We start from the raw sequence: 14,181 nt of genomic DNA, 5'->3' as shown, positions 1-14,181 counted from the left end.
AATGACGGGCACAGCTCATCAAGCGAGGTTAAGCGAATGCACACTCAAGACACAGCAACTCCCGCCCGCCGCAGCGGCTGGCGCAAGGCACTGGGCGGACTGCTGGTGCTGCCGGCGATGGCGGTTGGCCTGCTGCAGGTGGGCGCAAGCGCTCAGGAGGCGCCCGTCGTTATTCCGGCGCCTAGCCAGGACCTGACCGAGACCGGCAGTACCGCCACGGCAGTGTTCGCCGGCGGCTGCTTCTGGGGCGTGCAGGGCGTGTTCCAGCACGTCAAGGGCGTGACGCGGGCGGTGTCGGGCTATTCGGGCGGCAGCGCGGAGACCGCCACCTATGAGCTGACCGGCAGCGGCACCACGGGCCATGCGGAAAGCGTCGAAGTCACCTATGACCCGAGCGTGGTCAGCTATGGCGACCTGCTGCACATCTATTTCTCGGTGGCGCACAACCCGACCCAGCTGAACTACCAGGGTCCCGACCACGGCACGCAGTATCGCTCGACCATCTTCCCGCAGTCGGACGCGCAGGCCGAGACGGCCAAGGCCTATATCAACGAGCTCAATGCCACCGGCCTGTTCGAGCGGCCAATCGTGACGACCATTGAGGCGTTCCAAGGCTTCTATCCGGCCGAGCAGTATCACCAGGACTTCCTGACGCTGAACCCGACCTGGCCCTATATCGTGGTTCATGACCTGCCCAAGATCGCGGCGCTCAAGGCGATATTTCCGCAGGAGTATCGGGACACGCCCGTGCTGGTCGGCACGCTCTAGAGGCAGCCTATATATAGAGAGACGGCGGGCCCTGCGGGGCCCGCCTGCTTTTGACGGAGGGCCCTGCGGGGCCCGTCTGCTTTTGGGCGCATCGCATTTGCCGCAAAATTGCCCCCTGGTCGGCAGCATTTCGCCAGTTCCGGGGTGAATACTGGTCGTCAGAGTGAAATGGTCGCGTGCCCTGAGACGGATCGCAGGGTTGGTTGCACAGCACAGGAGGCCGGGATGCGCATAATTATTCGCTACGCCACCGCAGTGGCGCTGTGTCTTGCCTGCGTGCCAAGCCAGGCTGCCGAAACAATCGGGCTCTCCAGCAATGCGCAGGCCGAGGTGCCGGTCGCAGCGCCCTCGGCCTTTGACTGGTCCGGTTTCTACGCCGGCATCTATGGGGTGGCCGAGAGCGACTCCGGCAATGGTGCTGTCGGGCTTGGCGTGCAGGCCGGTGTGAACGCGCAGTTCGACTTCTACCTGGTGGGCGCGGACGTTGCGGTGCAGGGGCTCGATGGCGCCGGCAGTGGCGGCGCCGACGGCCAGTTGCTGGGGCGCGCGGGCCTGGTTGTGACCGACAATGTGCTCGTCTATGCCGCCGGCGGCTATGGCCTGGCCCTCAATAATCCAAATGACGGGGCCGGTCTGCTTGGCGGCGGCCTTGAAGTGGGACTGACTGATTCCGTGTCGCTGGAAGGTCGTTACCTGCGCAGCTTTCCAGTGGATGGCAGCGCGCCGGCCCAGCAACTCACGCTGGGCGCCAATTTCCACTTCTAGGGCGGCCGCAGTCCTTTAGCTGGCCGAGAAACCGAGTCGATCGACCGCCGTGGCGGCTCGATTCGGCGCTGCCGTACGCATGATTACCGGACCCCTTGACGGCAGGCCTCGGCATCGCCCATATTGCGCCACGATCTCGCCGCATTTGGGCAGGCTTTGGTCGCATTTGTATCGAATTGGATCAAATGCGCTGCATTGGGGCAACACTCGCCCCCTATTGGTCATCAAATTTTATCCGCACCCACGAGTTTAGGTCGCCGAGCTCTTGTCACGCGCGTCGGGTTGGAGCATGTAGGGCTCGACTACGGTTAACCTATACGGGAGTGCAAGATATGTTTGTACGTTCGCTTTCTCTCGGTGTGGCTGCTGCCGCGCTGCTCGCTGGTGGTGCTCAGGCCGCCGACCTCATCGTTCCCTCGACCCCGGTTCCGATCTATGAAGCTGCTGGCTTCAACTGGGAAGGTCTGTATGCCGGTGTGAACCTCGGCGGCGTCTTCACCAACGCCAATGGCCTGACCAACCTCGACGTCAACGTCTCGAAGCTCTCGGTCGGCGCTGCTGCCGGTGTGAACTTCATCGTTGCCGACCCGATCCTGCTGGGTCTGGAAGTCCAGGGTGACTACGTTGCTCAGGCCGTTGACGGCGCTGGCATGTTCCTGGCCCTGGCCCGCGTTGGCGCCGTTGTCACCGACAACGTGCTCGTCTACGCAGCTGGCGGTGTTGGTCTGACCACCAAGGCTGGCACCACCGACAGCATCTACGCCCTGGGCGGCGGTGTTGAAGTCGCCGTGACCGACGCTGTGTCGGTTCGTGGCGAAGTGCTCGGCCTCGGCGATTTCTCGAACGCCGCTGGCGACCAGTTCTTCGACGGCGCCAAGGCCACCGTCGGCGTCTTCTACCACTTCTAAGATTGCTACTCGGATGGGCGGCCTTGCCGCCCCTCCGAACGGAGTCTTGCAACCCATTGCGACGAACCGCTCTCGCGGTTCGTCGTTTTGGTTTTTGGCGGGTGCAACTGCCAGGGTCGTGCCCATCCGCGGTTGAGTTTCACTCCCGCATATCTTCTCAGCCCGTTTGACCATTCGCCTGCGTGGCCTGGCCGCGCGCCGTTCGTCCTGTGCGCGGCATCCGTGCCGGCGTGACGTAGCCGCGTCGACGCCGTGGTGGCCTGTTGCCCGTGGCCGGACCGACGAGGCTAAGTGGTTCGTATGAAATAAGTCTCGGATAGAGTGCGGCTTGACGTCTTGCCGAGAGGCTTCAACAACTTGCGACAGGGAGTCGGGTGCTTTCTGTCAGCCTTGGTTTGCTACTGTTGCAGAACAGCCATAGCGCGAAAACAAACAACTTGGCGCGTTGCGGCCGATTGTGGGGAAACACAATTTGAGGCATGCTTGTCTCGAATGCTAAGTTTCCTTCCAGAGGGCTCTGAAGATGCTTGTACGTTCGTTTGCTGCCGCCACGGCGGCGTTCTTTCTTGTGGGTGGTGCGGCTCAGGCCGCTGACCTGATCATTCCCTCGACCCCAGTGCCGATCTATGAGGCCGGTGGGTTCAGCTGGGAGGGTCTGTATGTCGGTGTGCGCGGCAGCCTGTCGACCTATGGCGACAATGGTGCTGCCCAGGTTGGCTTCGGCCAGGTCGGCGGCGCGGTGGGTGTCAACTTCATCCCGGCTGATCCGGTCCTGCTCGGTCTGGAAGTCACCGGCGACTACTACTGGAACAACACCACTTCGGGCAGTGCCTTCTACGCCAACATCAAGGCAGGCGCTATCGTGACCGATCCGGTGCTGATCTATGCAATTGCCGGTATCGGCGTCGACACGGCTGCTGGCGTCAGCACCGGCATGTACCAGGTTGGTGGTGGCGTCGAATTCGCCGTGACCGATGCTGTCACGATCCGTGGCGAAGCCGTAGCCCAGGGTGATTTCACCGGCGGCGCTGGCGACAATCTGTTTGAAGGCGCGACGGCCACCATCGGCGTCTTCTACCACTTCTAGTTTGGTCTTCGGCTGAGGCGACCGAGCGCCGCTTCACAATGCCATATCGCCTGGGCGACGAACCGTGACCGGTTTGTCGCCCTTTCTGTCTGGTCTCAGGACCGTTCACGGTATTGCCATGGCTTGGGGCCACACCGAGGGTGTGCATCGGTGCCGGAAGCGTGACCGTTGCACCGACCTGCGTTGGGCATGCGTTTCCCGGGCGGTGAAAATGCGACGCAAGCCGTTGGCCAGTGTACGTGCAATAGACGCAGGCGTTCTGGCACCGTTCCCAGCAGAGGCGCTGTGCCGCCCGAGAATCAGCGGATGGTCGTTGCCTGGGCGGGCCGCTGATGCGGGTCATTTGAGCGAAATCTGGCGGGCGTAGAACGGGATGTTGATCCCAGATGGGGGCGCTGAATTTGATCTGCCGCGGCGGGCGCAGACAGAGGGCAGGGCAGGTCGGCAGGCGGCATGCCCGTTGAAGCGCCTGAGACGGCACGCTTCTGCACTAATGTGGCCGGTTGCCGGGTCTTGCTGCACCGCTCCTGGATCTGCGGTGGCTCATATATGATTGTTTGCGTCATATTTTCTTTCCCTTGAAACCGCTTGGCCAAAGGTCTAAGCCCAGACACCAACTGTCGCGTCGGTTTGCTCGCCCCAATTGCGAGCAAAACTCGCAAGACGCCGGTCGCCCGACCGGACTAGAAAACAGGCTGCCGCATGACTGATTTGCTCAGCGACTATTTGCCCATTGTCATCTTCCTGGGCCTCGCCGCCGTTATTGGTATGGCGCTTTTGGTGACCCCGTTCATCGTTGCGATCAAGAATCCCGACCCAGAGAAGGTATCTGCCTTCGAGGCCGGGTTTGACGCCTTCGATGACGCCCGCATGAAGTTCGACGTTCGCTTCTACCTGGTGTCGATCCTGTTCATCATCTTCGACCTTGAAGTGGCGTTCCTGTTTCCCTGGGCCGTGGCCTTCCGCGATGTCGGCTGGTTCGGCTTCTGGGCGATGATGGTCTTCCTGGGCGTGCTGACGGTCGGCTTTATCTACGAATGGCGGAAAGGCGCACTGGAATGGGATTGAACGAGAACAATACCCTGGTTGCGCCGCGTCCGTCCGGCCTGATCGACCCGCGGACCAACAAGCCTGCCGGGGCAACCGATCCGTTCTTCACCGATGTGACCGACGAGCTGGCGGACAAGGGTTTCCTTGTCTCCACCGTTTCGCAGCTGGTGACCTGGGCGCGCACGGGCTCGCTGATGTGGATGCAGACGGGCCTGGCCTGCTGCGCCGTGGAAATGATGCAGATGTCGATGCCCCGCTACGACATCGAGCGCTTCGGCACCGCGCCGCGCGCCTCACCGCGTCAGTCCGACGTGCTGATCGTTGCCGGCACGCTGACCAACAAGATGGCTCCGGCCCTGCGCAAGGTCTATGACCAGATGCCCGAGCCGCGCTACGTGATCTCGATGGGCAGCTGCGCCAATGGCGGCGGCTATTATCACTATTCCTACTCCGTGGTGCGTGGTTGCGATCGCGTGCTGCCGGTGGACGTCTATGTTCCCGGCTGCCCTCCGACCGCCGAAGCACTTCTGTATGGCATCCTGTTGCTGCAGAAGAAGATTCGCCGCACCGGCACCATCGAACGATAGGACCGCTGAAAAATGGATGATGCCGTCCAGATTGATCCGCTCGAGGCCCTGGGTCAGCATATCGCTGACGCGCTGGGCGATGCTGTCGTCCTGCGCGAAGTGCTGTTCGGCGAATTGACGCTGACCGTGGCGCGCGATTCGATCGTTTCTGTGGCGCAGTTCCTGCGCGATGATCCGAAATGCCGGTTCATCAGCTTCGTGGATGTCTGCGGTGCGGACTATCCCGAGCGTGATGAGCGCTTTGACGTGGTCTACCACTTCATGAGCCCGCATCTGAACCAACGCGTGCGCGTCAAGCTGAGCACGGACGATGTGACCCCGGTGCCGAGCATCACGGGTGTCTATCGCGGTGCCGACTGGTTCGAGCGCGAGACCTATGACCTGTACGGCGTGCTGTTCTCGGGTCACCAGGACCTGCGCCGCATCCTGACCGACTATGGTTTTGACGGCCATCCGCTGCGCAAGGACTTCCCGCTGACCGGCTTCGTGCAAGTTCGCTATGACGAAGAGCGCAAGCGCGTGGTCTATGAGCCCGTGCAGCTGATGCAGGAATTCCGCACCTTTGACTATTTGTCGCCTTGGGAGGGTACCGACTATGTGCTGCCCGGTGACGAGAAGGCCAAGCAATGACCGTTGAAGCCAACGTCCGCAACTTCACCATCAATTTCGGCCCGGTTCACCCCTCGGCCCATGGCGTGCTGCGCCTGATCCTGGAGCTGGACGGCGAAGTCGTCGAGCGCGTCGATCCGCATATTGGCCTGCTGCACCGCGGCACCGAGAAGCTGATCGAATCCAAGACCTATCTGCAGGCCGTGCCCTATTTCGATCGCCTCGACTATGTGGCGCCGATGAACCAGGAGCATGCCTTTGCCCTGGCCGTCGAGAAGCTGCTGGGCCTGGAAGTGCCGCGTCGTGGCCAGCTGATCCGCGTGCTCTATTCGGAAATCGGTCGCCTGTTGGCGCATCTGATGAACGTGACGACGCAGGCCATGGACGTTGGCGCGCTGACGCCGCCGCTGTGGGGCTTCGAGCAGCGCGAAAAGCTGATGGTGTTCTATGAGCGCGCTTCGGGCGCGCGCATGCATGCCGCCTATTTCCGTCCCGGTGGCGTGCACCAGGACCTGCCGCAGGCGCTGATCGACGATATCGGCGTGTTCTGCGAGACCTTCCCCAAGGCGCTGGCGGACATCGACTCGCTGTTGACCGAGAACCGCATCTTCAAGCAGCGCAATGTCGACATCGGCGTGGTCAAGCTCGAAGACGCCTGGAACCTGGGCTTCTCGGGCGTGATGGTCCGCGGCTCGGGCGCGGCCTGGGATCTGCGCAAGAGCCAGCCCTATGAATGCTATGCCGAAATGGACTTCGATGTGCCGATCGGCAAGAACGGCGACTGCTTTGACCGTTACCTGATCCGCATGGAAGAGATGCGCCAGTCGACGCGCATCATGAAGCAGTGCGTGGACAAGCTGAATGCCGCCGATGGCAAGGGGCCCGTCTCCTCGCTCGATGGCAAGGTGGTGCCGCCCAAGCGCGGTGAGATGAAGCAGTCGATGGAAGCACTGATCCATCACTTCAAGCTCTACACCGAAGGCTACAAGGTGCCCGCCGGCGAGGTCTATGCCGCTGTCGAAGCGCCCAAGGGCGAATTCGGCGTCTATCTGGTCAGTGACGGCACCAACAAGCCGTATCGCTGCAAGATCCGGGCTCCGGGTTTTGCGCATTTGTCGGCCATGGATTTCCTGTGTCGCGGCCACATGCTGGCTGACGTCTCGGCCATCCTTGGTTCGCTCGATATCGTGTTCGGAGAGGTTGATCGCTAATGGTTGCGCGGCGCCTAGCGGACGAGTCGGTTCAGCCGGCCAAGTTCGCGTTTACTGCTGAGAACGCCAAGTGGGCGGAATGGAAGATTGGTCTGTATCCGGCCGGTCGCCAGCAATCCGCCGTCATTCCGCTGCTGATGCGGGCGCAGGACCAGGACGGCTGGGTGAGCCGCGCCACGATCGAGACCGTGGCCGACATGCTGGGCATGGCCTATATCCGCGTGCTGGAAGTGGCGACGTTCTATACCCAGTTCCAGCTGCAGCCGGTTGGCCGCAATGCCCATATCCAGGTGTGCGGCACGACGCCGTGCATGCTGCGCGGTGCCGGTGAGCTGATCGAGATCTGCAAGAACAAGATCCACCACGATCCGCACCATCTCAATGCCGATGGCACCATGAGCTGGGAAGAGGTGGAATGCGCCGGGGCCTGCGTGAACGCGCCCATGGTGACGATCTATCACGACACCTATGAAGACCTGACGCCCGCGCGCTTCGAAGAGATCGTGGATGCTTTTGCCGCGGGCAAAGGCGCGACGATCAAGCCGGGTCCCCAGATTGACCGGCTGCATTCGGCGGCTGAAGGCGGCCGCACGACACTGCTGGAAAAGCCGACCGCCAAGCGCGAGAAGTTCATTCCGCCTGCGCCGCCCGCCGACGCCGCTGCGCCTGCTGCCGCCGCACCCGCTGCGGCGCCGACCACGGCCGCCAAGCCCAAGGACGTGAGCGAAGAATCCGCGCCGGCCATCAAGGGCACGCCAGCCAAGGCCAAGGTGTCCGAGGCCAAGGCCGAAGGCGAGCGCAAGGCGACCAATGCCGAGGCCAAGGCCAATGGCAAGCCCAATGACGCCATGCGCGAAGGCGCCGTTGGCGCCGAGTCGCCCGCCGCCCAGGACATGGACAAGACCACCAGCACGACGGCCGGCAAGAGGAGCCGGACCATCATTGCGTCCAACGCGCCGGCCGCGAAGGCCGAAAGCGCGGCAGCGCCAGCCATGGCGCCGCTGTTTACGGCGCCCGAGGGCGCTGCTGACGACCTCAAGCTGATCTCGGGTGTCGGGCCGGTGCTGGAAGGCAAGCTCAACGCGCTCGGCATCACCCGCTGGAGCCAGGTGGCGGCGTTTACCGAGGCCGATATCGCCAAGGTCGACGATGCCCTCAGCTTCAAGGGGCGCATCACGCGCGACGATTGGATCAAGCAGGCCGCCGCACTCGCCAAGGGTGGCGAAGCTGAATATGTCCGCGTCTTCGGCAAGAAGCCGCGGTAGGAGTGAACGATGCTCGCTGATAAAGATCGCATTTTCACCAATCTGTATGGCCAGCATGACTGGACCCTGGCCGGGGCACGCGAACGCGGCGCCTGGGTCGGCACCAAGGAATTCATCGATTCCGGCCGTGACTGGATTACCAATGAGGTCAAGGCTTCGGGCCTGCGTGGCCGTGGCGGCGCCGGTTTCCCGACGGCGCTGAAATGGACCTTCATGCCCAAGGTCAACGATGGCCGTCCGCATTACCTGCTGGTCAATGCCGACGAGTCCGAGCCGGGCACCTGCAAGGACCGCGAAATCCTGCGCCATGACCCGCATCACCTGGTGGAAGGGTGCCTCTTGGCCGCCCGCGCCATGGATGCGCATACCGCCTTCATCTATGTGCGCGGCGAGTTCATCCGTGAACGCCAGCACCTGGAGCGCGCCGTCGAGGAGGCCTATGAGGCCCGCCTGATCGGCAAGGACAACATCCACGGCTGGGACCTGGACATCATCGTCCATCACGGCGCCGGCGCCTACATCTGCGGTGAAGAAACCGCACTGATGGAATCGCTGGAAGGCAAGAAGGGCCAGCCGCGCCTGAAGCCGCCGTTCCCGGCGGGCATGGGCGTCTATGGCAACCCGACGACCGTGAACAATGTCGAATCCATCGCCGTTGTTCCTGAAATCCTGCGCCGCTCGGGCGCCTGGTTTGCCTCCATCGGCCGCGCCAACAACACCGGCACCAAGCTGATGTGCGTGTCGGGCCATGTGAACAAGCCGGCCACGTTCGAAGAAGCCATGGGCGAAAGCTTCAAGGACATCATCGAAAAGCATTGCGGCGGCGTGCGCGGCGGCTGGGACAATCTGCTGGCGGTGATCCCCGGCGGCGCTTCGGTGCCCTGCGTGCCCGGCGAAAAGATCCAGAACGCCATCGTCGATTTCGACGGTCTGCGCGAAGTGGGCTCGTCGATGGGTACGGCTGCCATCATCGTGATGGACAAGCAGACCGATATCATCAAGGCCATCTGGCGCCTGTCGGCTTTCTACAAGCACGAGAGCTGCGGCCAGTGTACGCCCTGCCGCGAAGGCACGGGCTGGATGATGCGCGTGATGGAACGCATGGTCGAAGGCCGTGCGCAGAAGCGCGAAATCGACATGCTGTTCGAGGTGACCAAGCAGATCGAAGGGCACACCATCTGTGCGCTCGGCGACGCGGCCGCCTGGCCGATCCAGGGTCTGATCCGCAATTTCCGCCACGTCATCGAGGCGCGGATTGACCAGTACACATATTCGTCCACCAGCGATGGCGCCGTGCCGTCGATCGCGGCGGAGTAGGTCTGATGGCAAGTATCAAGGTTGACGGCAAGCTGGTCGAAGTTCCCGACCACTACACGCTGATGCAGGCTGCGGAAGCAGCCGGCGCGGAAATCCCGCGCTTCTGTTACCACGAGCGCCTGTCGGTTGCCGGCAATTGCCGCATGTGCCTGGTCGAGGTGAAGGGCGGTCCGCCCAAGCCGCAGGCCAGCTGCGCCATGGGTGTCAAGGACATGCGTCCGGGCCCCAATGGCGAGCCGCCTGAAATGTTCACCAACACGCCCATGGTCAAGAAGGCCCGCGAAGGCGTGATGGAATTCCTGCTGATCAACCACCCGCTGGATTGCCCGATCTGCGACCAGGGCGGCGAGTGCGACCTGCAGGACCAGGCCATGGCCTATGGCGTGGACAAGAACCGTTTCGCCGAGAACAAGCGCGCCGTCGAAGACAAGTACATTGGCCCGCTGGTCAAGACCTCGATGAACCGCTGCATCCACTGCACGCGCTGCGTTCGCTTCACCACCGAAGTGGCCGGCATTGCCGAAATGGGTCTGCTGGGTCGCGGCGAAGACGCCGAGATCACCACCTATCTCGAAAAGGCGCTGAGCAGCGAGCTGCAGGGCAATGTGATCGATCTGTGCCCGGTGGGCGCTCTGACGTCCAAGCCCTATGCGTTCAATGCCCGCCCGTGGGAACTGACCAAGACCGAGTCGATCGACGTGATGGATGCCGTTGGCTCCAATATCCGCGTCGACAGCCGTGGTCGCGAAGTGATGCGCATTCTGCCGCGCATCAATGAAGCGATCAACGAAGAGTGGATTTCCGACAAGACCCGCTTCATCTGGGATGGCCTGAAGAGCCAGCGGCTCGACCGCCCCTATGTCCGCAAGGGCAAGAAGCTGACGGCGACCACCTGGGACGATGCGCTTTCGACCGTTGCCAAGGCCGTCAAGAAGGCCGGCGCCCGCGTCGGTGCTATCGCCGGCGACCTGGCTGGCGTGGAAGAAATGTATGCGCTCAAGGCGCTGCTGGCTGGTCTGGGTTCGGGCAGTGTCGATGCACGCCCGGCGGGTTCGGCGCTGTCGCCGGCTGCCGGCCGCGCCAGCTATATCTTCAACCCCACCATCGCGGGGATTGAGCAGGCTGATGCAATCCTGCTGATCGGCACCAATCCACGCAAGGAAGCGGCTGTGCTCAACGCGCGCATCCGCAAGGCCTGGCGCGCCAAGGGCCTGGCGATCGGGGTAATCGGCGAAGCCGCCGACCTGACCTATCCGACCCAGCATCTGGGCAATGGCTCGGAGAGCCTGAATGACCTGGTCGAGGGCAAGGGCAGCTTTGCCGAAGCCTGGGCCAAGGCTAAGACGCCGATGGTGATCGTGGGCGAGGGCGCCGCCACCGCCGACGTGCTGGCTGCCGCTGCAAAGCTGGCGACCGGTAACGCCGAGATTGCGGAAGGCTGGAATGGCTTTGCGGTGCTGCACAATGCGGCTGCCCGCGTCGGTGCCCTCGATGTCGGCTTTGTGCCGGCCAAGGGCGCTGCCGATACGGCCGCCATGCTGGCTGGTGGCGTCGACGTGCTGTTCCTGCTGGGCGCCGACGAGTTCGACCTGGCTAATGTCGGCGATACGCTGGTGGTCTATATCGGCACCCATGGTGACAATGCGGCGCATCGTGCCGACGTCATCCTGCCGGCCGCGGCCTACACCGAAAAGAGCGCAACCTATGTCAACACCGAGGGCCGCGTGCAGGTGACCACCCGCGCCGTGTTCCCGCCGGGCGAGGCCAAGGAAGACTGGGCCATCGTCCGTGCCCTGTCGGCACTGACCGGTTCGGCGCTGCCGTTCAACTCGCTGGCCCAGCTGCGGGCAGCGATCTATGCACAGTATCCGCACCTGGCGCGTATCGACGCCATTGCAGCGGGCACGACGGCCGATATAAGCAAGCTGGCAAAGGGTTCGACCAAGGGCAAGAAGGCAAGCTTTGTCTCGCCCGTCAGCGAATTCTATCTCAGCAATCCGATTGCCCGCGCGTCTGCCGTGATGGGCGAATGCGCAGCGACTGCCGCCGGTCTCCGGCAGGCGGCAGAGTAGGGGAGCATAATGGACTTCATTCTGGCTGCCCTCGACTATCTTCTTGGCATCCCGCCCCTGGGCTGGGGCATGCATGTGGGGCTGATCTACAAGGCCCTGCTGCTGCTGGTGTCGCTGCTGGTCTTTACCGCCTTTATCCTTCTGGCCGACCGCAAGATCTGGGCGGCGGTGCAGCTGCGCCGTGGCCCGAACGTGGTGGGTCCCTTCGGCCTGCTGCAGAGCTTTGCCGACCTGATCAAGTTCGCGCTCAAGGAGCCGGTTATCCCCGGCGGCGCCGACAAGATCCTGTTCCTGCTGGCCCCGCTGCTGACGGCAACGCTGGCGCTGACCGGCTGGGTCGTGGTGCCGGTGGGCCCGGGCATGGCGATCGCCGACATCAACCTGGGTATTCTGTACCTGCTGGCGATCTCTTCGTTGGGCGTCTATGGCGTGATCATTGGCGGCTGGGCTTCGAACTCGAAGTATCCGTTCCTGGGTTCGCTGCGCGCCGCAGCGCAGATGGTGTCCTATGAGGTCTCGATTGGCCTGGTTATCATCACGGTGCTGCTCTGCGTGGGTTCGCTGAACCTGAACGACATCATCGTGGCGCAGCAGGAAATGGGCCTGGCCCATATGATTGGCCTGCCGCAGCTGACGTTCCTGAACTGGTTCTGGCTGCCGCTGTTCCCGATGTTCGTCATCTTCTACATTTCGGCCCTGGCCGAGACCAACCGCCCGCCATTCGACCTTGCAGAAGGCGAGTCCGAGCTGGTGGCCGGCTTCATGACCGAATATTCGGCGACGCCCTACATGCTGTTCATGCTGGGCGAGTACATCTCGATCCTGTTGATGTGCGCCATGACCACGGTGCTGTTCCTGGGCGGCTGGACGTCTCCCATCGATCTGCCTCCGTTCACCTGGATCCCGGGTGTGGTGTGGTTCTTCATCAAGGTGAGCCTGGTGTTCTTCATGTTCGCCATGGCCAAGGCCATCGTGCCGCGCTACCGCTATGACCAGCTGATGCGCATTGGCTGGAAGCTGTTCCTGCCGCTGTCGCTGCTGATGGTCATCATTGTTGCATTCGTGCTTCAGCTCACGGGCTGGGGCTGGCATGGAGGGATGGCCTGATGCGCGCCGCCCAGTTCGTCAATACGCTGCTGCTCACCGAGCTGGTGAAGGCCTTTGGCCTGACCATGCGGTATTTCTTCACGGCCAAGCCGACGATCAACTATCCGTTCGAGAAGGGGCATGTCAGCCCGCGCTTCCGTGGTGAGCATGCACTGCGCCGCTACCCCAACGGGGAAGAGCGCTGCATCGCCTGCAAGCTGTGCGAAGCGATCTGCCCGGCGCAGGCCATCACCATCGAGGCCGGCCCGCGCCAGAACGACGGCACCCGCCGCACGGTTCGCTACGACATCGACATGGTCAAGTGCATCTATTGCGGCTTCTGCCAGGAAGCCTGCCCGGTGGACGCGATCGTGGAAGGTCCGAACTTCGAATTTGCCACCGAAACGCGCGAAGAGCTGTATTTCTCCAAGGAGAAGCTGCTCGCCAACGGTGACCGCTGGGAGCGCGAAATCGCTGCCAATCTGTCCGCCGACGCACCGTATCGCTGAGAGGGAAGCGCATGACACTTCCACTGTTCTTCTTCTACGTTTTCTCGGCGATTGCCGTGGCTTCGGCGCTGATGGTGATCTCCGCGCGGAACCCGATTCACGCCGTGCTGTTCCTGATCCTGGTGTTCTTCAACGCCGCGGGCCTGTTCATGCTGGCCGGGGCCGAGTTCCTCGCCCTGATGCTGATCGTGGTCTATGTCGGCGCCGTTATGGTGCTGTTCCTGTTCGTCGTGATGATGCTGGACGTCGACTTCGCCTCGCTGCGGCAGGGCTTCCTGCAATATGCGCCGATTGGCGTGATCGTGGGCGCCGTGCTGCTGCTCGAGCTGCTGATGCTGGCGGGGAGCTTCGTGGTATCGCCTGAAGTCACCGCCTCGGCTGTGCTGCCGATGGATGGCGTGGACAATATGCGCGCCATCGGCCAGGTGCTCTACACGCGCTATGTGTTCCTGTTCCTGGGCGCTGCGGCGGTGCTGCTGGTGGCCATGATCGGCGCCATCGTGCTCACGCTGCAGCACAAGAGCAATGTGAAGCGCCAGGATCCGGTCAAGCAGGTTGGCCGCCGGCCATCCGAAACGCTGGAAATCGTCAAAGTCAAAAGCGGTCAAGGGCTGTAGGAGGCGAACATGGGCTTGGGTATCGGGCTCGGTCACTACCTGACCGTAGCAGCCATTCTGTTCACGCTGGGCGTGTTCGGCATTTTCATCAACCGCAAGAACATCATCGTCATCCTGATGTCGGTGGAGCTCATCCTGCTGGCGGTGAACCTCAATCTGGTGGCCTTCAGTGCGCAGCTCAATGACCTGCAGGGTCAGATCTTTGCGCTGCTGATCCTGACAGTGGCTGCCGCCGAGGCCGCCATCGGCCTGGCCATCCTGGTCATTTTCTATCGCAACCGTGGCTCGATCGCGGTTGAAGACGTCAACACGATGAAGGGCTAAGAACCA

The 14,181-nt window shown here is 62.7% G+C and carries 15 protein-coding genes; all 15 read left to right on the top strand.

Translation table 11 applies throughout. From position 1 onward, the window contains the following. Window positions 1-36 precede the first annotated feature (36 nt). Window positions 37-768, top strand: a complete 732-nt coding sequence (gene msrA / locus K1177_RS06540) for a peptide-methionine (S)-S-oxide reductase MsrA (protein WP_396119602.1) — start codon at window positions 37-39, stop codon at window positions 766-768. 225 nt (window positions 769-993) lie between these two features. Then, window positions 994-1,533: an outer membrane protein gene (locus K1177_RS06535; protein WP_224702496.1), complete on the top strand. Its 540-nt coding sequence runs from the start codon at window positions 994-996 to the stop codon at window positions 1,531-1,533. A gap of 332 nt (window positions 1,534-1,865) precedes the next feature. Further along, window positions 1,866-2,441, top strand: coding sequence for an outer membrane protein (locus K1177_RS06530; protein ID WP_224702495.1), 576 nt, complete (start codon window positions 1,866-1,868; stop codon window positions 2,439-2,441). A gap of 523 nt (window positions 2,442-2,964) precedes the next feature. After that, window positions 2,965-3,528, top strand: a complete 564-nt coding sequence (locus K1177_RS06525; protein WP_224702494.1) for an outer membrane protein — start codon at window positions 2,965-2,967, stop codon at window positions 3,526-3,528. Between the two features lie 702 nt (window positions 3,529-4,230). Continuing rightward, window positions 4,231-4,596 carry an NADH-quinone oxidoreductase subunit A gene (locus K1177_RS06520; RefSeq protein ID WP_224702493.1) on the top strand — a complete coding sequence of 122 codons (366 nt, stop codon included), beginning with the start codon at window positions 4,231-4,233 and terminating at the stop codon, window positions 4,594-4,596. After that, window positions 4,587-5,165, top strand: coding sequence for a NuoB/complex I 20 kDa subunit family protein (locus K1177_RS06515; protein ID WP_137152020.1), 579 nt, complete (start codon window positions 4,587-4,589; stop codon window positions 5,163-5,165). The genes K1177_RS06520 and K1177_RS06515 overlap by 10 nt, the downstream gene beginning before the upstream one ends. Before the next feature lie 12 nt (window positions 5,166-5,177). Continuing rightward, complete coding sequence (locus K1177_RS06510; protein WP_224702492.1) at window positions 5,178-5,795, top strand: NADH-quinone oxidoreductase subunit C; 618 nt, start codon at window positions 5,178-5,180, stop codon at window positions 5,793-5,795. Beyond that, window positions 5,792-6,985: an NADH-quinone oxidoreductase subunit D gene (locus K1177_RS06505; RefSeq protein WP_224702491.1), complete on the top strand. Its 1,194-nt coding sequence runs from the start codon at window positions 5,792-5,794 to the stop codon at window positions 6,983-6,985. Before K1177_RS06510 ends, K1177_RS06505 begins: the two co-directional genes overlap by 4 nt. Further along, complete coding sequence (nuoE, locus tag K1177_RS06500) at window positions 6,985-8,250, top strand: NADH-quinone oxidoreductase subunit NuoE (protein WP_224702490.1); 1,266 nt, start codon at window positions 6,985-6,987, stop codon at window positions 8,248-8,250. Before K1177_RS06505 ends, nuoE begins: the two co-directional genes overlap by 1 nt. A 9-nt stretch (window positions 8,251-8,259) precedes the next feature. Continuing rightward, complete coding sequence (gene nuoF / locus K1177_RS06495) at window positions 8,260-9,567, top strand: NADH-quinone oxidoreductase subunit NuoF (protein ID WP_224702489.1); 1,308 nt, start codon at window positions 8,260-8,262, stop codon at window positions 9,565-9,567. A 5-nt stretch (window positions 9,568-9,572) separates the two neighbouring features. Continuing rightward, on the top strand, window positions 9,573-11,639 hold the full coding sequence (nuoG, locus tag K1177_RS06490) for an NADH-quinone oxidoreductase subunit NuoG (RefSeq protein WP_224702488.1): 2,067 nt from the start codon (window positions 9,573-9,575) through the stop codon (window positions 11,637-11,639). A gap of 69 nt (window positions 11,640-11,708) precedes the next feature. Next, window positions 11,709-12,746 carry an NADH-quinone oxidoreductase subunit NuoH gene (gene nuoH, locus K1177_RS06485; protein ID WP_224703704.1) on the top strand — a complete coding sequence of 346 codons (1,038 nt, stop codon included), beginning with the start codon at window positions 11,709-11,711 and terminating at the stop codon, window positions 12,744-12,746. Beyond that, window positions 12,746-13,234 (top strand): NADH-quinone oxidoreductase subunit NuoI, encoded by a 489-nt coding sequence (gene nuoI, locus K1177_RS06480; RefSeq protein ID WP_171015828.1) that lies wholly within the window; start codon window positions 12,746-12,748, stop codon window positions 13,232-13,234. Before nuoH ends, nuoI begins: the two co-directional genes overlap by 1 nt. Before the next feature lie 11 nt (window positions 13,235-13,245). Next, window positions 13,246-13,851, top strand: a complete 606-nt coding sequence (locus K1177_RS06475; protein ID WP_224702487.1) for an NADH-quinone oxidoreductase subunit J — start codon at window positions 13,246-13,248, stop codon at window positions 13,849-13,851. A gap of 15 nt (window positions 13,852-13,866) precedes the next feature. Next, complete coding sequence (gene nuoK, locus K1177_RS06470; protein ID WP_137153355.1) at window positions 13,867-14,175, top strand: NADH-quinone oxidoreductase subunit NuoK; 309 nt, start codon at window positions 13,867-13,869, stop codon at window positions 14,173-14,175. The last annotated feature ends 6 nt before the right edge of the window (window positions 14,176-14,181 follow it).

The sequence above is a fragment of the Devosia aquimaris genome (assembly GCF_020169335.1).
GTDB classification, from domain to species: domain Bacteria; phylum Pseudomonadota; class Alphaproteobacteria; order Rhizobiales; family Devosiaceae; genus Devosia; species Devosia aquimaris.
This window is presented reverse-complemented; position numbering and strand designations above follow the sequence as displayed.